This window comes from Halobacillus trueperi, assembly GCF_003386945.1.
In the GTDB taxonomy this organism is placed as follows: domain Bacteria; phylum Bacillota; class Bacilli; order Bacillales; family Halobacillaceae; genus Halobacillus; species Halobacillus aidingensis.
In genome coordinates this window covers 53369-73607 of record NZ_QUAE01000014.1, presented here as the reverse complement: position 1 = coordinate 73607, position 20239 = coordinate 53369, and the positions used below count along the sequence as shown (strand labels likewise).

At 37.9% G+C, this 20239-nt stretch carries 23 protein-coding genes and 1 pseudogene; 19 read left to right on the top strand and 5 right to left on the bottom strand.

The genetic code is table 11. The features are described 5' to 3' along the window. Positions 1-174: 174 nt before the first annotated feature. Positions 175-1587 carry an MDR family MFS transporter gene (locus DYE48_RS15230; protein ID WP_115824371.1) on the top strand — a complete coding sequence of 471 codons (1413 nt, stop codon included), beginning with the start codon at positions 175-177 and terminating at the stop codon, positions 1585-1587. A gap of 42 nt (positions 1588-1629) precedes the next feature. Here the strand turns inward: DYE48_RS15230 and DYE48_RS15225 are convergent, their stop codons facing one another. Together DYE48_RS15225 and DYE48_RS15220 are read right to left on the bottom strand one after the other, a co-directional pair. Further along, positions 1630-1830: a YdiK family protein gene (locus tag DYE48_RS15225; RefSeq protein ID WP_089654970.1), complete on the bottom strand. Its 201-nt coding sequence runs from the start codon at positions 1828-1830 to the stop codon at positions 1630-1632. A gap of 1 nt (position 1831) precedes the next feature. Then, a complete protein-coding gene (locus DYE48_RS15220; protein WP_115824370.1) occupies positions 1832-2548 on the bottom strand; it encodes a CPBP family intramembrane glutamic endopeptidase in 717 nt (238 codons plus the stop codon). A 262-nt stretch (positions 2549-2810) separates the two neighbouring features. Between DYE48_RS15220 and groES the strand changes: the two genes are divergently transcribed. After that, positions 2811-3095: a co-chaperone GroES gene (gene groES / locus DYE48_RS15215; RefSeq protein WP_089654972.1), complete on the top strand. Its 285-nt coding sequence runs from the start codon at positions 2811-2813 to the stop codon at positions 3093-3095. A gap of 58 nt (positions 3096-3153) precedes the next feature. Next, positions 3154-4785: a chaperonin GroEL gene (gene groL, locus DYE48_RS15210; RefSeq protein WP_115824369.1), complete on the top strand. Its 1632-nt coding sequence runs from the start codon at positions 3154-3156 to the stop codon at positions 4783-4785. Positions 4786-4874: 89 nt separating this feature from the next. Here groL and DYE48_RS15205 read toward each other — a convergent pair whose 3' ends face one another. Both DYE48_RS15205 and DYE48_RS15200 read right to left on the bottom strand, forming a co-directional pair. Continuing rightward, the gene (locus DYE48_RS15205; protein ID WP_115824368.1) at positions 4875-6053 is read right to left on the bottom strand and encodes a site-specific integrase; all 1179 of its coding nucleotides are present in this window, start codon (positions 6051-6053) and stop codon (positions 4875-4877) included. A gap of 2 nt (positions 6054-6055) precedes the next feature. Continuing rightward, positions 6056-6412 carry an ImmA/IrrE family metallo-endopeptidase gene (locus tag DYE48_RS15200; RefSeq protein ID WP_244199448.1) on the bottom strand — a complete coding sequence of 119 codons (357 nt, stop codon included), beginning with the start codon at positions 6410-6412 and terminating at the stop codon, positions 6056-6058. Between the two features lie 349 nt (positions 6413-6761). Here DYE48_RS15200 and xerA point away from each other — a divergent pair, with 349 nt between their 5' ends. From xerA to DYE48_RS15140, 11 genes and pseudogenes are all read left to right on the top strand, one after another. Next, a complete protein-coding gene (gene xerA, locus DYE48_RS15195) occupies positions 6762-7604 on the top strand; it encodes a site-specific tyrosine recombinase/integron integrase (protein WP_115824366.1) in 843 nt (280 codons plus the stop codon). Between the two features lie 337 nt (positions 7605-7941). Then, the gene (locus tag DYE48_RS15190) at positions 7942-8217 is read left to right on the top strand and encodes a hypothetical protein (RefSeq protein WP_115824365.1); all 276 of its coding nucleotides are present in this window, start codon (positions 7942-7944) and stop codon (positions 8215-8217) included. A gap of 234 nt (positions 8218-8451) precedes the next feature. Further along, positions 8452-8802: a PadR family transcriptional regulator gene (locus DYE48_RS15185; RefSeq protein ID WP_115824364.1), complete on the top strand. Its 351-nt coding sequence runs from the start codon at positions 8452-8454 to the stop codon at positions 8800-8802. Next, on the top strand, positions 8795-9415 hold the full coding sequence (locus DYE48_RS15180; RefSeq protein WP_115824363.1) for a DUF1700 domain-containing protein: 621 nt from the start codon (positions 8795-8797) through the stop codon (positions 9413-9415). Before DYE48_RS15185 ends, DYE48_RS15180 begins: the two co-directional genes overlap by 8 nt. Before the next feature lie 250 nt (positions 9416-9665). Continuing rightward, positions 9666-9932 carry a DUF4190 domain-containing protein gene (locus DYE48_RS15175; RefSeq protein WP_115824362.1) on the top strand — a complete coding sequence of 89 codons (267 nt, stop codon included), beginning with the start codon at positions 9666-9668 and terminating at the stop codon, positions 9930-9932. A 158-nt stretch (positions 9933-10090) separates the two neighbouring features. After that, complete coding sequence (locus DYE48_RS15170; protein ID WP_115824361.1) at positions 10091-10402, top strand: DUF3221 domain-containing protein; 312 nt, start codon at positions 10091-10093, stop codon at positions 10400-10402. An 823-nt stretch (positions 10403-11225) separates the two neighbouring features. Continuing rightward, positions 11226-12419: an IS21 family transposase gene (gene istA / locus DYE48_RS15160; RefSeq protein ID WP_115824359.1), complete on the top strand. Its 1194-nt coding sequence runs from the start codon at positions 11226-11228 to the stop codon at positions 12417-12419. 5 nt (positions 12420-12424) lie between these two features. After that, positions 12425-13159 (top strand): IS21-like element helper ATPase IstB, encoded by a 735-nt coding sequence (gene istB / locus DYE48_RS15155; RefSeq protein WP_115824383.1) that lies wholly within the window; start codon positions 12425-12427, stop codon positions 13157-13159. A 59-nt stretch (positions 13160-13218) separates the two neighbouring features. Continuing rightward, positions 13219-13746 (top strand): annotated as a pseudogene (locus tag DYE48_RS15150) (histidine phosphatase family protein); the annotation flags it as partial. A 294-nt stretch (positions 13747-14040) separates the two neighbouring features. Continuing rightward, entirely contained in the window at positions 14041-14886 is an 846-nt protein-coding gene (locus DYE48_RS15145; protein WP_115824358.1) for a hypothetical protein, read from the top strand. A 305-nt stretch (positions 14887-15191) separates the two neighbouring features. Then, positions 15192-15650: a hypothetical protein gene (locus DYE48_RS15140; protein WP_147299287.1), complete on the top strand. Its 459-nt coding sequence runs from the start codon at positions 15192-15194 to the stop codon at positions 15648-15650. A 231-nt stretch (positions 15651-15881) separates the two neighbouring features. Here the strand turns inward: DYE48_RS15140 and DYE48_RS15135 are convergent, their stop codons facing one another. Further along, positions 15882-16340 carry a hypothetical protein gene (locus DYE48_RS15135; protein WP_115824356.1) on the bottom strand — a complete coding sequence of 153 codons (459 nt, stop codon included), beginning with the start codon at positions 16338-16340 and terminating at the stop codon, positions 15882-15884. A gap of 325 nt (positions 16341-16665) precedes the next feature. Between DYE48_RS15135 and DYE48_RS15130 the strand changes: the two genes are divergently transcribed. From DYE48_RS15130 to DYE48_RS15110, 5 genes are all read left to right on the top strand, one after another. Next, a complete protein-coding gene (locus DYE48_RS15130; protein ID WP_115824355.1) occupies positions 16666-16857 on the top strand; it encodes a DUF4177 domain-containing protein in 192 nt (63 codons plus the stop codon). A gap of 534 nt (positions 16858-17391) precedes the next feature. After that, positions 17392-17970 (top strand): nucleotidyltransferase family protein, encoded by a 579-nt coding sequence (locus DYE48_RS15125; protein ID WP_208639664.1) that lies wholly within the window; start codon positions 17392-17394, stop codon positions 17968-17970. A gap of 12 nt (positions 17971-17982) precedes the next feature. Then, positions 17983-18381, top strand: a complete 399-nt coding sequence (locus DYE48_RS15120; protein ID WP_115824354.1) for a GNAT family N-acetyltransferase — start codon at positions 17983-17985, stop codon at positions 18379-18381. 100 nt (positions 18382-18481) lie between these two features. Further along, a complete protein-coding gene (locus DYE48_RS15115) occupies positions 18482-19012 on the top strand; it encodes a GNAT family N-acetyltransferase (protein WP_115824353.1) in 531 nt (176 codons plus the stop codon). A 126-nt stretch (positions 19013-19138) separates the two neighbouring features. Continuing rightward, positions 19139-20128 (top strand): S66 family peptidase, encoded by a 990-nt coding sequence (locus tag DYE48_RS15110; protein ID WP_115824352.1) that lies wholly within the window; start codon positions 19139-19141, stop codon positions 20126-20128. Positions 20129-20239 lie beyond the last annotated feature (111 nt).

Genomic DNA, 20239 nt, shown 5'->3' with positions numbered 1-20239 from the left:
AATAGAACCTCCTTTTGTTCGTTGGTATGACTCTTACCCCCTTCTAGAATCGTTGTAAACCTTTGTCAGCACAGAAGGCGCTTACAGTCGAAACATGCGGAATCATGGTTAACGAACAGTGGAGGTGGTATAGTAAATACTAGTTCGTGTATCGAAAGAAAGCGGGTGAGACGATTGAGTAAACTGCCTCATAAATGGCTCGTGGTCGTGTCTGTCCTGTTCGGGACGTTCACGGTCATTTTGAACAATAGTATGCTGAACCCGATTCTGCCGCGGTTCATCGAGATTTTTGAATCCGATGCCGTAGCGGTCGGGTGGATTTTAACGATCTTCATGGTATCGATGGGGATGACGATGCCGCTTACCGGCTATTTCGGTGACCGGTTCGGGAAAAAGAAAGTGTACCTCGTCGGGCTCTGTATTTTCCTTGCAGGTTCCACACTCGGATTCTTTTCATCGACGCTCGGTATGGTCATCTTATCCCGGGCGATTCAGGGCATGGCCGGCGGATTGATGATGCCGATCGCCATGGCCCTCATCTTTAATTCGTTTCCTCGTTATGAACGAGGACTTGCGGTCGGCGTGTACGGAGTCGCCGCTATGGTTGCACCGGCCATCGGACCGACGATTGGTGGTTTTCTGATTCAATATTTTGACTGGCCGTGGTTGTTCGCCTTCAACATTCCATTCGGCTTGACTGGACTCATTTTATCTTCGAAATTTCTTGAACGTACCGAAACGGATCCGACGAAGCGGTTTGACCTGGTCGGTTTCCTGATCATCGCGACCGGGATCGGCTCAGTGCTGTTTGCCCTGGGGAGGGGGCGGACGCTTGAGACGTTGTTCGACCCTTTGAACATCGCATTGATTGTAGGTGGATTGATCGCCATCGTCCTTTTCGTCTTTTACGAAAACCGCCAGGAGGATCCACTGCTGAACTTGTCTGTTTTCAAAGTGCCGACCTATTCCGTTTCAATCGTCGTCACTTCAGCCGCATCCATTGGTCTGTTCTCAGGGATATTTCTTTTGCCGTTATTGATTCAAAACGTTTACGGATTGAATGAAGTCATGACTGGACTGTTGTTTCTGCCGGCAGCCGCTGCGAGTGGGGTATTCATGTCCATCGGTGGACGCATCCTCGATAAAAAAGGACCGAAATACGTCGTGCCACCGGGCCTTACGATCATGGCGCTCGCAACCTTAGGCTTAAGCTTTTTACAGCTGTCAACACCATACTGGCTGATTCTCTTGTTGAATACGGTGAGAGGCCTTGGGATGGGAATGGGGAACATGCCGGCGACGACATCAGGCATGAACAGCATTCCGGAACATCTGGTTGCTCAAGGGTCTGCGATGAACAACATCATCCGGCAGATTTCTTCATCGCTGGGGATCGTCTTTTTCTCCATTTATTATGAAGTGAGACGCGCTCAGGTTTCAGCGAACCCGGATATCGATATGCAGGCAGCCACCCTGCAGACGCTTAATGAAGCATTTCTCGTCTCTGCAATTGTGCTGATCATCGCGATTCCATTTTCGTTCATATTGAAAGGTGTACAGGATGACAAAGAGGAACAGGAAGCATAGAAAAAAGCAGGCCCACACTCGTGGACCTGCTTTTTTGCGACATTATTTCTTTTTTGCATTCTTAATCTTGTTGTGTAGATTGAAAAGCCGAATCGCTACGGCAATGTTGAATGTCGCGACAATGGCCAGGATGATGGTCATCGCATTCCACACCGTCTCTTCTGCCGACTGTGCGGCGATGTAGGTGAATGCCACGCCCATCATCATGTAAAGAAAAGCCATGAATAAGGGTGATGTTCTCATATTATAAAAAGCCTCCAATAAAGATGGTCTCCAGCTGTTCCTGCATGCGGCGGATATCCTCTTCGGTGAGGAAATACTGTGAAACGACAACAAACGAGTTCATCGCCATATGAGCCACGATTGGTGTAATAATTCGTTTTGTTTTGACATATAGGAAGGCGAAGACGACTCCCATGGAGAAGTACACTAACATATGGCTGAAATCGAAATGGAATGCTCCAAAGAAGAGAGCGGATACGAGAACGGCCAGCCAGAAGTTCGTTCGCTTATAAATCGTACCGAAAATGATCTTACGGAAAATAATTTCTTCCGTAATCGGTGCAAACACGACAGGAAGGAGAATGAACAGCGGCGATTCACGGGCGATTTCCATCAATCCCATCGTATTCTCAGATCCCGGTGATACACCGAACAATTCACGTTCAATGGTCGCGGCGATGGCCTGGGCGAACAAAGCTAAAAAGACACCGGCGATCGACCAGAGCACGACTTTTCCCGGTCCTGCTTTATCCCCGCTTCGGGCTAAAGCATCCTGTGGATTCCGCCGGAGCAGGAGAAGGATGATGATGGTCGCGATGGTAAAGCTGAACACAGACCATATGGCAATCGCATCAAAACGTGAAATTTCCGACGCCTGTACAATTAACCAGACAGCTGGAATCGCAGAAATCTGTGCGATGAGATAGGTTACGATAATGTACCAATAATGTTTCGGCATAAAGGCACGACTCCTTTTATAAATCCCTTTTAATTGCTTCAATATACATACTTTATGTATTCTATCACAGTTTCAAAACCAGACGTAAGGAATAAGGGTCAGTGTAAGAATTTTGTCGAAAAAGAAGTGCAAAATTTCTATAGTTTCTACTTGAAAAACGATAGCGAATTGCTTATTATAATAATTGTGTTAGCACTCATCATCGACGAGTGCTAATAACCGAGAAAAATTTGAAACAACCATATCAAGGAGGGTGTCCTAATTGTTAAAGCCACTTGGTGATCGTATTGTTATTGAACTAGTTGAAGAAGAACAAACTACTGCGAGCGGAATCGTACTTCCTGACTCTGCGAAAGAAAAGCCACTAGAAGGTAAAGTTGTTGCTGTCGGCACAGGCCGCATTACAGACAACGGTGAAAAAGTAGCACTGGAAGTCGCACAAGGCGACCGAGTGATCTATTCTAAATTCGCAGGTACAGAAGTGAAGTATGAAGGCAGCGAATACTTGATTCTGCGCGAATCTGATGTACTAGCTGTTATCCAGTAGTCACTTTTTTCTATAAAAATACTTAAGAGATACGATTTTAATGAGGAGGGCATTTTAAATGGCTAAAGAAATCAAATTTAGTGAAGACGCACGCCGCTCTATGCTGCGTGGTGTAGATACATTAGCAAATGCTGTTAAAGTTACGCTTGGACCAAAAGGACGTAACGTCGTACTTGATAAGAAGTTCGGTTCTCCACTCATCACAAACGATGGTGTGACAATCGCTAAAGAAATCGAACTTGAAGACCACTTCGAAAACATGGGTGCACAACTCGTTTCTGAAGTAGCTTCTAAAACAAACGATGTCGCTGGTGACGGTACGACTACTGCAACGGTTCTTGCACAAGCGATGATCCGTGAAGGTCTTAAAAACGTAACGTCTGGTGCAAACCCAGTAGGTATCCGTAAAGGAATCGAGAAAGCGACAGCCGTAGCAACAGAAGAGCTTCGCAAAATCTCCAAGCCGATCGAAGGCCGCGATTCTATCGCACAAGTGGCAAGCATCTCTGCTGCTGACAATGAAGTTGGCCAGCTGATCGCTGAAGCAATGGAGCGTGTAGGTAACGACGGTGTTATCACAATCGAAGAATCTAAAGGTTTCAACACAGAACTAGAAGTGGTTGAAGGTATGCAGTTCGACCGCGGTTATGCTTCTCCTTACATGGTCACAGACCAAGATAAGATGGAAGCGGTTCTTGAAGATCCTTATATTCTAATTACAGATAAGAAGATCAACAACATCCAGGAAGTTCTTCCTGTACTTGAGCAAGTGGTTCAACAATCCAAGCCACTTCTATTGATCTCTGAAGATGTTGAAGGCGAAGCGCTTGCAACACTTGTTGTGAACAAACTTCGCGGTACATTCAACGCTGTAGCTGTTAAGGCTCCTGGATTCGGTGACCGTCGTAAAGCGATGCTTGAAGATATCGCAACACTTACTGGAGGCCAAGTAATCACAGAAGATCTTGGGCTAGAGCTGAAGAATACAACAATCGACCAGCTTGGACGCGCGTCTAAAGCAGTCATCACAAAAGAAAACACAACAATCGTCGAAGGTGCAGGAAACCCTGAGCAGATCTCTTCCCGTGTTGCTCAAATCCGCGCACAAGCAGAAGAAACAACTTCTGAATTCGATAAAGAAAAACTACAAGAGCGCCTTGCAAAACTTTCTGGCGGCGTAGCTGTCATTAAAGTCGGTGCGGCAACAGAAACAGAATTGAAAGAGCGTAAACTACGCATCGAAGACGCCCTGAACTCTACGCGAGCAGCAGTAGAAGAAGGAATCGTTGCCGGTGGTGGTACAGCCCTTGTAAACATCATCAACTCTGTGGAAGGCCTTGGTCTTGTAGACGACGAAGCAACAGGTGCGAGCATCGTTCTACGTGCGCTTGAAGAGCCAGTTCGCCAAATCGTTCACAACGCAGGTCTTGAAGGATCCATCATCGTTGAGCGTTTGAAAGCAGAAGAAGTTGGCGTAGGCTTCAACGCAGCAACAGGCGAATGGGTGAACATGGTTGAACAAGGAATCGTTGACCCAACTAAAGTTACACGTTCTGCGCTTCAAAACGCAGCTTCCGTAGCCGCTATGTTCTTGACAACAGAAGCGGTAGTCGCTGATCATCCAGAAGAGGATAATGGCGGCGGCATGCCTGATATGGGTGGCATGGGCGGAATGGGCGGCATGATGTAATCATGCCCCCATGACCCTTGATATCAAGGGTTTAGCTTCACCCCAAAAGTCAAAATGACATACTTTTGACATACCTGGCGGGGAAAACACTATAAATCTAATGAGCCTCTCATAAGTTCACTGAACTTTTGGGAGGCTTTTTCTTCCATGTTTTCAGTAATGTGCGCGTATATATTCATGGTTGTGTTTATATCTCCATGACCTAATCGTTGTTGAATTTCTTTAACTCCTACTCCTGCTTCAATTAATAGAGAGGTGTGGGTGTGTCGCAAGGAGTGAGGGGTAAGTTCCTTATGGATACCACTAATTTTTAATAAACGTCTCATATGGGTGTTTACGGTCTTTAAAAACTCAGGGTATCCAAGGTTCTGAACTTCCTTAGCAAAGACAAAATCCAGTTGAGTATATTCGTTCTTCATTTTATCAATGAGATCATCTTGGTGTTCTTTGTGTCTTTTAAGGACCTCAATAACTCCAGCGTCCATTTTTAGCGTTCTGATCGATCCTTTAGTTTTGGGAGTCAGGAGTTGATACTCTTTTGTTCTATTGTTGGGGTTGTAATACGTTTTTGTTACTCTTAAGGTTTTTTTATACATATCTATATCCGACCATTTTAAGGCGATCAGCTCACCTACTCGTAACCCACTATAAGCAAGTGTCAAAAACATGGGGTAGTCTTTATCAATGCCACTTTCTTTGGCAGCATTAAGAAAACGAATAAGTTCTTCTTTTTCCATAAATTTAATTTCACCTTTACTGCTTTCCACCTCCTCAACGGTTTCAACTTTGCGTGGAATTTTCGCAAAGTCGCTAGGGCTGTCCTTAATTATGTTAAATTCCACAGCTTTCCTAAAAACCATTCTACCTGTTGCATGAATACCATCTAGAGTATTAAACGCATAGCCTGCATTATGAAGCGAAGCAAGCATGGCTTGATACTGTTTACGCGTGATATCTTTTATTTTTTTATTTCCGAAGAACCTATTTAAGTGATCCAAGTTATGCTGTCGATTTCTCACAGAACTAATTTTAGCGGTATCACGATAGGTCTTAAGCCACTCTAAAGTAAATTCTTGAAAGGTAATATTTTGCTCTTGAACATATGTGTTTTCAAATACTTCCTTTTCTACTTCAGCTGCGGCCATCTGAGCTTCTTTTTTTGTCTTGAACCCTCCTTTAGATGTGAATTTCTTTTTCCCAGTAGACGGATCTACTCCCGTATATATTTGGAAATACCATTTGTTACCTCTTTTCCGGAAATTAGCCATATTTATCCCTCCTTCCTTAGATTAATCAAATTAGACTTATCCGACGGTACAATTCGACTCTTAATTTTTTCTAATCGCTCAATACAAACTTTTCTTGGAATCATAAAGTCATATGACAACTGATCGATAATAGCCGGATTGGAAAGGTTATAATCATTGATCATGTGAGTGGGGAGCGAAGCGTATAGAGTGAAGTGCCTAGCATCCCTTTCCTGAAGTTCATAAAAAGAATAAGGCATGAAAGATTGTCGACCTGCATGCCTCACAGCATGACAAAGCTCGTGAAAGAATTGCTCTCGTTGGTGTATATAAGGGAGGCGACTATCTAATACGATCTCTTGAAACTTCCCTACCTTCATGTAACTAGCTTGAGTAGGTCTACAAGTCACAAATATTTGAGACTCGGATCCAATGCTGTAAACATTTAAATCGCCCGGCTCTGTAAATTTGTGGTTTTTATACCATTGAGTTATTAGGTCTTCTAGAATTGTGGTTGTGTAGTAAGGAAACCTCAAACTAATCACCATCCTTACATGCATTATACGAACATATGTTCTATTAATCAATGTTTAATTACAATAATTGGATATATGTAGGGTTAATGTAAAGGGAATTTGGAATTCTTTTTCTGTAAGAGCCTAAAGTATAGGAATTCATCTTCAGAACCATAATGAAATTAAGATTCATAGTTTTGGAGAGTGATAGAAGATGTTCCTATCAGAAGCTTGGGAAAAGTATTATGTCGATAAAAAGATTGAAGGTTATTCGTTGCTAACTTTGAAAACCTATTGCTTACAGTTCAATATGTTGGTGAAATACTTTGGAGACGTTGATACAGAAGAGGTAGTTATTGATCAATTAAAGAGCTACCTGGTTGAGGTGGGCGGACATTTGAAGCCTTCTAGTCTTGGAAGCAAGGTTCGGTTCCTTCGATCTTTTTTCAAGTGGCTACATGAAGAGGGTGTTATCAACGAAAATCCAGCTATAAAATTAAAAGAACCTAAAGTTGGCAAGAGAATCCCAAAGTTTCTAACGGAGATGGAAATTGAACAACTTAGAGATTCATGCTTAACTTCCATGGAAAAGGCACTTTTCGAATTTTTTTATTCAACAGGGTGCCGTATCGGAGAAGTAGTGAATCTGAATAGAGAGGATGTCAATTTCTCTGCAAGATCGGTTATTGTAAAAGGAAAAGGAGATAAAGAAAGAGAAGTCTACTTTAGTATTCGTTGTTCTCTATGGCTACAAAGATATATAGAGGAACGCAAGGATCATGATGAATGTTTATTTATTACCGAGAGAAGACCTAAAAAGAGAATGAGTATCGAAATTATCCGATATATTATTAAACGGATCTCCATACGCGCTGCTATTAATAAAGAAATACACCCTCATCAATTAAGACACAGTTATGCTACCCATATGCTTAATAATGGAGCGCCAATTGAAGTAATCCAAAGCTTGTTAGGGCATGAGAAAAGTGAAACAACGAAGATATATGCTCAATTAAGTGGTAAGTTAAGACAAGATTTCTATAGTAAATATTTTTAGGAGCCGTGCTTGTTAAAAGACATGGCTCCTATTTATTGTAAGAAAAGTTTGTGGAAAAGAACATGATTTGAAATAATTGTAATTATTAGTTGGGTGGGATATCTCGAAACTGAGTCTTCAAGAAACGGGCAGGTTTGTGGAAGACTCAGTTTCAAGATAATACACGTTACTGAAACTATTGCAGGCATTTATCGTATATGTAGTAGAGTTAAACGAAACGGTGGTAGGTAATAGTGGACATCGTTTTTTGTGCTAACGGAAGAAGAGAAAAGAACAAGAAGAATAGAATGTTGTATATTGTTCCCTCATAATAAATGATAGCGAGGTGTGGTGTTTGTTGAAAAAAAATTTAGCTCTAGTCTCTTTATTATTAATAGTCGCTGCAATAGTTGCACTTTTGGTTTATACATGGCTATTGAGTATGGTACTTGGACCTTTGTCATTTTTATTTTTGGGTTCTCTTTTACTAGCCTCTTTTATTACTGCACTGAAAAGCGAGAGAGGTTTTTTAAAAATAATTGCTTTAATTATTTCTTCCGTTGGTATGGTATTTTTTGTGTGCATAGTGATGTATATTGTTTTAATGATTTTTTCCGGAAATTTTGGGACATAAAGCATGTGTATAAGGAACATCTAGACTAACGGCTGCTAAAGTAAAAGAAAAGTAAGAGGTTTCTCGAAACCTAGTCGTACGCTAACGGGGGCTATTCTGAAATTAAATGATTAACATTTACCTCAACGAAGTATAGCTTTACTTTATTCCCTGCACTGAATGATTAGTAGCGGGGATTTAAAAAAACTAATATGTGTCATTGACACATATATATCATTGATATAGCATATAGCTATGGATACAAAAAATGACAAATGGCACACTCAGTTAAGAAAAGGAACATTTGAATTAGCTATTCTATTGCTTCTGAAGAATGATTCCATGTACGGGTATCAAATAACGAAAAAAATGCAAGATGACAGTAGTTTTCCAATAGCAGACGGATCAATTTACCCTATTTTGAGAAGGATGAGTGCAAACAAATGGATAGATTCATTTAAAGAAGAATATGAAGGAAGGAGCAGAAAGTATTATTATTTAACTGATTTAGGAAAGGAGATTTTAGAAGCTCGGTGGAAGGAGTTTCTAAGTGTCTATTCGTTTTTAAATAACTTGAAATCTGGAGGGGGAGAAGGGAATGAGTAAAAGGCATGCCTTGGAGGATTACCTAAGCCAGTTGGAACATAAATTAAGAGATTTGCCAGCAAATGAAAGACGTACCCATCTTAATGAAATTAGAGATCATCTCATAGAATTAGTCACAGAAGAAGGAAAAACAGAGGATCAAATTGTCGACTCATTTATTTCTCCTGAACAACTCAGTAGAGACATTCTACTGGAAGAACAAACCTCAAAGCAAAAAACAGAGTTTGAATTACCTGATTATTGGTTTGGAGTTACAGTTGTTTCAGTAGTGGCTCCTTTTGGTGCATTAGCTCTACCACTTATTATGGAGAACATTGACATTGGTTTGTATTTACCGTTTTTATTACAATTCATAGTAGGGACTGGTGTATTGTTTGGTTTTTATAAAACAAGACTCACAAACAAAAGAGGAGATACTCTTCGGAAAATAGGAAGAGTAATGATTCCGGTGTTAGCACTCCCATTTGCATTTTTTTCTATAAATATAATGCAGACAGGAGATTTGAGTACGTTTAAAATTACTTACCTTGCTTGTTACTTATTTATTTGGATATTGACTTACTTTTCTGTGCGAGACTTATACCTTAGAAATATTAAGGTAGTAATAGTATAGAGTAGGAATCGAACTTTTTAATGCTGGTTTATATAAAATATCTCGAAATCAAGTCTTATGCAAACGGGGGCGATAGCTGCACAGTGGCTATCGCTTCATGAATAGGGGGCGATTGTTCAATAGAGTATTAGCCCTTTATTACATAAGCATAAGTAATATCAGTGGATTAACTATTTAACTGACGGAGCAGGTTTGTTTAGAAAGAAGTCTGGTGTTTTGTAGTAAAGTTATAAGGTGAGGGGGGATTCAAATGGTAGGAAAAGCTAATACAAATAGTAATGCAGTAATTTCTTTGACATTAGGAATTCTTTCGATTTTAATACCGGTAGTTGGTTTAGTCCTTGGTGTTATAGGTTTTGTGCTATCAAGAAAAGCAATAAAAGAAATTGAAAAAACTAATGAGGATGGTAGAGGGTTAGCGACTTCGGGTTTGGTTTGTAGCTCAGTTGGAATTATTATTCAAATTTTTGCAGTGATAGGTTTTATTGCATATTATTCTCTAACTACCGTAGGATAATTTAAATTTAGCTTATTGTGTCAGGTGCTAAAGTAAAAGACCAGTTAAGATATATCTCGAATCCGAGTCTTACGTAAACGGGGGCGATAGCTGCAAAGTGGTTACCCTTAAAGATTAGACGATTTAGGGAAACTGGGTATTAGTTCAAGGAGGATATAATGCTGCGTAGAACTTTAATAAGTGGAATATCTGTTCTTGGTTTGTTATTGTTTTTTGGTTGTTCTTCTGACGAGGATAACGTAAACATTGAAGGGGTCACTGGTGAAATTGAAGAAATTAAGGATGATTCATTCTTAATTCAAGGTAGTGATATTGAAGTAGACTTGAAATACACAAGTGATACAGTTTTCAACGGTAAAGAGCGTAATGAATTTGTTATTGGAGATAAGGTTAAGACTTGGTACGCTAGCCAACCCCTTGAAAGTAATCCATCACAAGCAACTGCATCAAAAATAGAAATTATCGAGTAGAAATTAGTGGTCCAGAGGCTGTAGTTTAAAGGTTTTATACAAAACATCTCGAAATCAAGTCTTCAAGTAATGGTGGCTTAAATTAAATAATGTCTATCGCAAATTATGTCTTAAATGGTGGTGAAAGGAGGATTTTATGAGCTTTTGGACCTGGATAGCAATTGCTATCGCCTTGATCAGTGGAATACTTTTTTCTAACTCTTCTAAGAAGAAGACTGAAAGAAAACATATAGTTGCACTTACTTGGTTTATCATCGCAGTAATTTTATTTTTTGTTTGGTGGTTTACACGTTGACTTAATACAGTTAATTAGTACATAGCTCTATTTGAAAAAGACTCGATACTGAGTTTTCAAGTAACGGGGGCGATTGTTCAATAAGAGCAATTACCTTTATGCTAACGGGCAGGGTGGTTGAAGAAAATTTATTGGAGGGTATAACAATTAAAGATCCACTAAAATATATTTCTTACTACATAGTTAGTCTATACATTATCCAAATTGCCTTAAGTTTATGGACAGAGAAAGGGATTGATTGGGCAACTTTTACAGGATTGAGCATTGGCGGGGTGATTGGGATAGTAATTCTAGATAAACTCAAGAAAGTCTTTATAAAAGACGAAAATTAATTTCTTGAAGATTAATTATTTATTATTCCAGGAGGTCTGTATGACAACAAACATATTTTTAGTGCGTCACGCTCATTCTTGAAAGAGTCGCATATAAAATGGACAATATAGCCGGATAAAAACATACAAAATCGTCGCCTTAAATTTCGACAAGCTTCATAATTAAATTGAATCCATACGGGAGGAGATTTAGTTCATGAAGCTGGAGGGAGAGCGACGAAAAGTGAAAGAATACCTGGAACGTGGGATGTCCTATACGGACATTGCACAGATGTTGGGAATGCATCGCCATACGGTGAAAGCTCTAAGTGAAAGAGAAAGAAATCATGTACAGAAACGTACGAAGAAAGGGTCAAAATTAGATCCCTATAAAGAATACCTATTAAGGCGAGTACTCGAAGACCATGTATTCAATTGTGAAAAGCTATATCAGGAAATTCGAAAACAGGGATATTCAGGAGGCAAAACGATCCTTAAAGAATTTGTACAACCATATCGCAAATCCTTTAAAGAAAGTTATACCAGACGGTATGAGACTGAACCAGGAGAACAAATGCAGGTGGATTGGAAAGAAGCTGGCCTTTACCAGGTTGATGGAGATATTATTCCGTTAATGATATTTGTGGCTACACTGTCTTATTCACGGATGAGTTATGTTTGTTTTGCGGAAAGGCAGGACCGAGAGCATCTGCTTCACTGTCTAGTTGATGCTTTCGAATACTTTGGAGGTGTTCCTGAAAAGGTTCTGTTCGATAATATGAGGACAATAATAAACCGAAGAAGTGGTTCTGAAGTTGAGTGGAATGAAAAGTTCTTAGATTTCGTCGATCATTATGGATTTACACCGAAGGTCCACCGACCTTATCGCCCTCAAACCAAAGGGAAAGTGGAACGGTTCATAGGGTATATGAATGGCTGGTTAGAGACGTCTTCCGTCCGATCATTACAGGAATTGAATCGTACACTAATGAGGTGGGTTGAAGAAAGAGCGAACCAGCGTGTTCACTCTACAACAGAACGAAAGCCTGTGGAACTTTGGATGAAAGAATCTCTCGATTCTCTTCCAACAAAATATGAAGTGAGTTATCTAACCTATCGAAAGATAGGAAAAGACGGCGTCATGAATTATCACGCTCGGAAAATACTCATGAACTCCCCTTATGCGGGACAAGAAGTAATGATTAAGGAAACACTAGATGGAAAGATCACTGTTCATCATCGTGGGGAGGCCATATTAACTTATACAAAGGATGATAAGATCCTACCACTCTCCGAACAGATAAGAAAAAAGCAGCGTTCAAAGGCTGGCACCTTCCACGCTGCATCAGATATAGAGGTCGCTGTTCGCCCACTAAGCGTTTACGACCAATTTCTTCGAGAGGGAGAGTGAAAGTGATGAATCAAGTCATTGATACATACTGTGATTCACTTAAATTATCTACCATTCAATCAGAGTGGCGTACCCTCACGGAAGAAGCTTCTAAAGATAATATACCATATCACGTCTTTCTTGAGCGACTATTGGAATTGGAGAATCAAGCACGAATAGAGCGAAGTAGACAAACTCTACTTAAGCTCTCTCGCTTACCTTTTAAGAAAACTTTAGATACGTTTGACTTTCAACGTATTAATGGTGTTTCCAAAAGGGACATCGAAGAATACATGAATCTCAGCTTTATCGAACAAAACCAGAATCTAATTTTTCTTGGGCCTCCGGGAGTAGGAAAGACACACCTTGCGGTTTCAATTGCCCTCGAGGCAATCAGTAAAGGTTTGAAGACATATTTCATGACAGCACAGGAGCTCGTTACGTCACTAGAGACAGCAGATGCCCAAGGGAAATTAGATAAGAAAATGAGAGGAATCGCTAAGCCCTCCCTCCTGATTATCGATGAAATGGGATACTTAAATCTATCGGATAACGGCGGCCATTACTTATTTCAAGTGATCAGCCGGAGATATGAGAATAGCTCTATTATTTTAACCTCGAACAAGACGTTCAGCCAGTGGGGAGAAGTGTTGGGAGATGGGATTATTGCGACAGCAATATTGGATCGGCTGCTTCATCATTCAAGAGTATTTTCAATTGACGGTCCAAGCTTCCGGATGAAAAACAAGTCTGCCGAATAAGGTGGCAGACTTGTATAATTTTAACCCGACGATTTTGTATATAATTAAACGTCCTTGACAATTCTACATATACACCTGAGGAATTAAAGAGACCTTTATCAGAAAAAGGGCTAAAAGATACTGACAAAGTTAAAGAACTACTATTAGAAGAGAACGTAGAAAACGTTATTTCAAGTCCTTACTTAAGAGCAGTGCAGACTGTTGAAGGATTAGCTTCTGCTCTAGGTGAAGATATACATATCTTTAATGAGTTCAAGGAAAGGAAGTTAACGGAAGGTGCTGCTAGTGACTTTGAGGAAGCTATTAGGAAAGTATGGGGGGATCCAAGTTTTAGTTGGGATGGAGGAGAATCAAACAAGGTCGCTCAACAAAGAGGAGTAAGAGGAATTAAAACCGTGTTAGGAAGATACGAAAACAAAAATGTGGTAATAGGTACCCACGGTAATATTATGGTGCTTATAATGAATTACTTTGATGAAAAATACGGATTTGAATTTTGGAAAAAGCTTGCTATGCCAGATATATTTAGACTTTCTTTCAATGACAATAATTTAGTTGAGTGTAAAAGAATATGGAAGGATACTTAATGAGTTAGGGAGCATTAAGTATAAAATTAATTAAAAATATCTCGAAATCGAGTCTTCAATTAACGGGGGCTTTACTTGAATAAACTTCGCGAACAAAAAGACCTTTATTATACATCATTTTATACATTGATGATAATATTTAAGGTCTTTTTATATTCAAGGAACATACTGCCATTTTATATATGGAATATATGCCAAACACAACTTTTGTTATAACAGTTAACGAAAAAGATGTCTTACTTTAAACACTTCCTGCGAATAAGATGGTAAAATATTGAAAGAGGAGTGTTGAATTTGAGATATTTAGCTGAAAAAATTCAATCAGTCAAAGGAAAGCATGATTTAAAAATAATAAGAATATTTACTGACAAAGAATATGAAAACCTTATTTTATCTCAAGAGATATTTGAATTTCACGAGTTCAACAAAAAGACCAAAGAAATGGTCAAAAAAAACGGTATGGAATTAGAAAATTTTATAGAAGATTATCGCAATAAAAAAGCAAATGAAGATGATGAAACAAAAGCTCTCTGGGAAGCCAATCGACTCTTACTTAATTTCCTTGCTAGCTTTTCATCTTATGTGGATCAATCAAAAAAAAATATAGGGAAGTTTTATGGTGAAGAAAAGAGAAAGAGCTGGGAAGCCCTTTTAAGCACCTTTTATGATGATCACGAAAATTTTGAATATCGTTTTATGAGTAAGTTGAGAAATTTCATTTCTCATTATGGGTTCCCACTTAATTATTACATAGAAAATGATCAAGGGGCTTTTATTTTAATGTCAAAGTCCAACTTACTTACTTTTAAAGATGGATGGGCGAAAGTGAAAAAGGATATCGAACAGATAGATCAAGAATATATAAATATTGTCCCTATGGTAAAAAAACATCGTGGTAATGTTGATGCAATTTATCTTCTTTTAATGGTGGAATACGGTGAAAAGCTCACTAAAGCAATTGGATCTGTAAATAAAATTTATAAAGAAGTACAATCAGACTTCTTGTTGATAGAAGTGGAAAAAGAAGAAGACTTAAAAGACCCCTCAAAAATGTCCCCTGAATCTTTCTCTTTGGAAACTATGTATGAAGCATTACAAGATTTAAAAAAACACCCTTCCATAAATATTAAAGTGAATTAAAAGAGTAGTTCAATAATATCACTAGAAACAAACTCTTTAGTTGAATCGGTCTATCAGTGTGTAGTGTATTCATAATTCTTTGAAACCGTATCTGATGGGAATAAAGACGGTTTAGAAGCGATGGGAATTCCTCTTAAACCTGGTTTATACAAAAATTATCCAGGAGTTGAACGGTTCCGGTGTGTGTTAATCAATGAATAAAGAGCTCTTTCTAAAAGTATCTTGAAACTGAGTCTTAAACTAACGGGGGCGATTATTCAATAAAAAGTGGGTTTTTGCATCTAATTTAAAAGGGGGGTTGTATATTGATTCGTTCATTCTTATCTATGGTAAGTTTATGCTGTATCTTATTACTAACCGCCTGTATAGGAGAAAATTACGACTTTTCCCCACCAACGATGACAGTTTCTTATTCTTATTTAATGAATCATGATACTTATGAGGTAAAGAAAGCTTCCGTGGATTGGGAAGGGGCCAACCAAGAGTACAAAAAGACCGTGGATGACTTCCAATCACTTGGTAGGGACCAGGAGGAAACTGAGGTCAACGCTGGTTCTGAGGGATCTTTAATATTAGGACATTCTGATTTTAAGTTAGAAGAACTTCAAGCCTCTCTATGGCAAGACAATGAAGAAATTAAGTTATATGTTAATCAATTTAACGAATTTAAATTCCCAGATTCAAAAGGAAAATACACCTTAGAAGTGAATCTTTCTACTGACAGCGGAAATGTCCAGTATGTAGGGAATATCAATCTAAATTAATACTATTTGTGGGATAAGACCTAGTGTTTATCTTGAGTCCTAGTCTTACTGATTAGGGGGCTTTAGTTGAATAAGCAAATCAAAAATCGGTTCCTAAATGTTGTAAGGGAACCGATTTTTCTATGTATCTTTCTAGAAAGTAAATGCAATGCTATTCATTTCCTAACCTTATGGAGATGTTGACTGTTTGATTAGGTTTTCTTAACTTCTTGTTAGAACAATAAAAAAATGTTAACAAGCCGTTTTGTTCATAATTATATTGACTTCTTTAGCAGATAAGCTGCAAGTGTTTCGCAACACAACAAATATCCGATCAGTAAGTGGCAGTGATAATAAAGAGTTGCGTAACGTTTCTTCATTTTTTGACAGATTTTCGTTTGATAAGGTGGTATTATTATATTCATTTATTTCAACAGGATGTTTTTTGCTCATTTTTTCTTGTTCGAAATAATCAAAAACTTGATATATAACCTCTTTATGTAACCAATCTTTTTGAACACTAGGAGATTCTTCATAGCTTAGATCAATGTAAGCTTGGTGAAAAACTGAAATAGAAATTTTTTCAGCAACCAAAGGACTCCCTAATATCCTAAAACAAATCTGATAGACCATATCTTTATGATATTCAACATAGTTATAGAATGTTTTGTGCCTTCTATTATTCTTACGTTTATGAATATAAGCCATCATTGTGAACTCCCTCCATTCCATATATAAGGATTATCCAGATCAATCGTTATAGAAACCATCTCCTGTATTATGGATTATTTTTCATTGTAGGTACAGACCATTGAGAAAAATTAGAAAATAAAGTTACTTCGAGTTCAAATCTTTCCTCGGGTTCTTTTCTAAAACAATCCAAAGTATCTCGGATTAGAGTCTTCACGAAACGGGGGCGATAGATTAAAACCTACTTTCTTATGCATAATAGCTGCAATCAAAATCACTTATGTTTGTAACCTTTCGTGAATAAGCAACGTAAACGAATGTAAGGGATGAAAGGAGGTCATTGATCTTGTATGAGCACAAATTTGTGAGAATCGAATTGTCTTCTTTTAATAAACCAAAAGGAGATTACCATGAAGTCATCTATGAACATGAGAAAGATGGTTGGGAATTAGTACAAATATTTGCCCCGGGAACTAAAAGTTATGGAATGTCTGCTTTTTTTGAGATAATTTTCAAACGAAAAAAGAATAAGGATTAATTCCCTTAGTTTTTTTTCTTATAAAAAACAAAGAGTGGAAATTAGACGCTTCCAATAGCCGAGTGATAGCATAAAATATCTCGAAATCAAGTCTTCAAGTATTGGGGGCAATACTGCCACAACAGTGACGCTAAATAATTGAGTAGTAAATCAATTAATTACTGGAGTAAGTTGAATCTTAGGGAACAGAAAGGATCGAGTCAAATTGTTTTTATTCTTTTCTATCATTTTATCTGCAATATTAGGTTGGTTATTGATGATGGCTGGACCATTATTTGGGGGAATTATTGCTTTTGGAATTGTTGCCGGTTGTCTATTTAGAGGCGTTTTTCTTTTGAATAAGCTGGTAGTGGAGTTAGTTGGCAAGGACTAAAATACTAAAGTTTGACACTTAACATTTTGAAGTATAAAAAATAATTATCTCGAATTCAAGTCTTATAAAAACGGGGGCAAACCATTAATAATAGTAATAAAAAGTAATAGAGGAAGTTGCAGCCAAAGCGAATACAATCATTAATAATTGGGGGTTAGTCATTGAGAATCAAGAACGAGGAAGATGTAATTAAATTGATAAAAGAAGATGAATGGATGATGGATATACTACAGGCTGTAAAAACGTTGAATTTGCCTGATTGGTGGATCTGTGCAGGGTTTGTTCGTTCAAAGATATGGGATGTCATTCATAATTATAATTTGAGAACTCCGTTACCAGATGTTGATGTGATTTACTTTAATCCAAATAATTTATGTGAAGCAGAGGAGGAAAAAATCGAGGAAAAGCTGAAAACTATTATTACAAGTATCCCTTGGTCAGTAAAAAATCAGGCTCGAATGCATACTAAAAGTGGTATGCCTCCCTATTCCTCTTCAGTTGACGGCATCTCGAATTTTCCTGAAACAGTAACATCCTTGGGAGTGAAGATTAACGAAAATAATGATGTAATATTAGCAGCTCCTTGGGGAATGGATGATGTTATAAATTTAGAAGTAAGACCGACACCAGTTTATGATACAAAGGAAAGAAAAGAATTTTACATACATAGAGTTATAACAAAAAATTGGAGTGAAAGGTGGGATAGATTGAAGGTGTACGGTATTCCTACCTCTAAATAAAATTGCAAAGGAATGTTCCAAGATTCAGGAAAGGAAAATTTACTTAGAGAGGATTTTCTTGAAGAGGTTGAAAAGAAGTATGGCGAATTATATAAAAGAAAAAAAGCTATTCACTACGTTATAGAAGACAAAAATAAAATCATTGCTTGCGCAGGCGCATTTATAAAAGAAGACTTACCATATTGCTTTTATGAACAGTCGGAATATGGGTTTATTGGTGATGTTTATGTTGATCATAAATTCAGAAGGAAAGGTTATGCTCAAGCCCTAACCAATAAAACTATAGATTGGTTCTCAAAAAAAGGGATCCAAACAGTTAGGTTGTTGGCTAGCAACGATGCTAAAGAATTATATAAGTCATTTGGTTTTGAACAGACTGACCAAATGGTATTAAATATTAGATCAAAATGATAATCGAGAGCAGTAAAAGGATATATACTTATATCGAATTAAAGTCTCAAAGAAAGGGAGAAAAGCTGAAAAGATTCAAATTATTAAAGGAGTAGTTTTAATGATCGAGTTAAATTTTTTTGAACGTAAAGACTTTCAACAGCTTATTAATTGGATGGAAACCCCTGAGTTTTTACTACAATGGGGAGGACCTAATTTTACTTTCCCGTTAGATGAGTTACAACTTGAAAATTACCTTAAGAGTGCGAATGATAAGGACTCTGAGGTTTTAATTTACAGTGTGATCGAAAAAGAAACAGATAATATCATAGGACATATTTCATTGGGCAAAATTGACCGAACAAATAAATCAGCAAGAGTAGGGAAAGTATTAGTTGGAGATAAAAATGTAAGAGGAAAAGGTATTGGGCAACAGATGATGACAGAAATACTTAAGATAGCATTTGATGAACTAGATTTACATAGAGTAAGCCTTGGTGTATTTGATTTCAACTCTTCTGCAATTGCCTGTTATGAAAAAGCAGGATTTAAAAGAGAGGGATTACTAAGAGATTCAAGAAGAATTGGTAACGAATACTGGAGTTTATGGGAAATGAGTGTCTTAGAAAATGAGTGGGAACGTATGAAATAAGCAAAAAAAACATAAATAAATTCCAGCACACTTTGAAATTGAGTCTTCCTGTAAAGGGGGCTATTCTTTAATATCACATTAAATTGTTCCAAGAAATTTTTCCTGAAATAAAGGACGGTGGGTTCAATGCACAAATTAAACGCAGGTGATAAGGTGGGGATTTTCACTCCTTCATCGCCAGCAACGGTTACAGCAAGAAAACGTTATGAACGGGCAAAATCATTCTTGGAAAGCAAAGGGTTAATTATAGTGGAAGGAAATTTGACGGGAAAATCTGAAGTCTATCGGTCTGGTTCACCAAAAGCGCGTGCAAATGAATTAAATGAGTTATTGCGAGATCCAGAAATAAAAATGGTGATGTCCACGATTGGCGGAACCAATTCTAACAGCCTTTTACCATATATAGATTACAAAGCGTTAAAAAGGAATCCGAAGATCGTGGTAGGTTATTCAGACGCAACGGCTATCATTCTTGCTCTTTATCATAAAACAAATATAACTACATATTATGGTCCCGCCCTCATTCCTTCATTTGGTGAATTTGAACCATTAGTTAATGATACTTATCAATACTTTGTAAACTACTTTATGGCTGAAAGTAGTCTTCCTTATGAAGTTCCTATGCCTACATATTGGTCTGATGAACCTGTTAATTGGTTAGACAAAACAAAAGATAAAACTTTATATCAAAATGAATGGATAACAAGAAATATCGGTGTTGCGGAAGGCAGATTAGTAGGTGGGAATGTAAATGCGATGTATGGTTTTATTGGTACAGAGTATTTCCCTCCTATAAAAGATGGGGATGTCTTACTGGTAGAGGATTGTGCGAAAAACGCGTCGATATTGGAAAAGAATTTTGCTATGTTAAAAATGCACGGAATCTTTGACAAGGTTTCAGGGATAATTTTAGGAAAACATGAGGGATATGACGATTTAGGAACTGGTATGAAACCAGTAGATATTCTAATGGAACAATTAGACAATAAAGAGATTCCTGTTTTAGGTGAATTTGATACATGTCATACTCATCCCATGCATCCTTTAGCTATAGGAAAGAAAGTAAAATTAGATATAAAGACAAAATCAGTCCATTGTATTGAAGAGTGGATCTAGATTATCTCGAAACTGAGTCTTCCAGAAACGGGGGCGTTAATTGAATAACAGCCCCTTCTTGATCTACTGTATTAAAAATTTGAATAGTCTTTTCCATTCGTAATTTTCCCT

Coding starts and splice junctions, on each gene's coding strand:
- DYE48_RS15110 (WP_115824352.1), top strand. CDS start 19,139: ATGCACAAATTAAACGCAGGTGATAAGGTGGGGATTTTCACTCCTTCA.
- DYE48_RS15225 (WP_089654970.1), bottom strand. CDS start 1,830: ATGAGAACATCACCCTTATTCATGGCTTTTCTTTACATGATGATGGGC.
- DYE48_RS15185 (WP_115824364.1), top strand. CDS start 8,452: ATGGATACAAAAAATGACAAATGGCACACTCAGTTAAGAAAAGGAACA.
- istB (WP_115824383.1), top strand. CDS start 12,425: ATGAATCAAGTCATTGATACATACTGTGATTCACTTAAATTATCTACC.
- DYE48_RS15135 (WP_115824356.1), bottom strand. CDS start 16,340: ATGATGGCTTATATTCATAAACGTAAGAATAATAGAAGGCACAAAACA.
- DYE48_RS15220 (WP_115824370.1), bottom strand. CDS start 2,548: ATGCCGAAACATTATTGGTACATTATCGTAACCTATCTCATCGCACAG.
- istA (WP_115824359.1), top strand. CDS start 11,226: ATGAAGCTGGAGGGAGAGCGACGAAAAGTGAAAGAATACCTGGAACGT.
- xerA (WP_115824366.1), top strand. CDS start 6,762: ATGTTCCTATCAGAAGCTTGGGAAAAGTATTATGTCGATAAAAAGATT.
- DYE48_RS15170 (WP_115824361.1), top strand. CDS start 10,091: ATGCTGCGTAGAACTTTAATAAGTGGAATATCTGTTCTTGGTTTGTTA.
- DYE48_RS15205 (WP_115824368.1), bottom strand. CDS start 6,053: ATGGCTAATTTCCGGAAAAGAGGTAACAAATGGTATTTCCAAATATAT.
- DYE48_RS15180 (WP_115824363.1), top strand. CDS start 8,795: ATGAGTAAAAGGCATGCCTTGGAGGATTACCTAAGCCAGTTGGAACAT.
- DYE48_RS15120 (WP_115824354.1), top strand. CDS start 17,983: ATGTTCCAAGATTCAGGAAAGGAAAATTTACTTAGAGAGGATTTTCTT.
- DYE48_RS15115 (WP_115824353.1), top strand. CDS start 18,482: ATGATCGAGTTAAATTTTTTTGAACGTAAAGACTTTCAACAGCTTATT.
- DYE48_RS15200 (WP_244199448.1), bottom strand. CDS start 6,412: ATGAAGGTAGGGAAGTTTCAAGAGATCGTATTAGATAGTCGCCTCCCT.
- DYE48_RS15175 (WP_115824362.1), top strand. CDS start 9,666: ATGGTAGGAAAAGCTAATACAAATAGTAATGCAGTAATTTCTTTGACA.
- groL (WP_115824369.1), top strand. CDS start 3,154: ATGGCTAAAGAAATCAAATTTAGTGAAGACGCACGCCGCTCTATGCTG.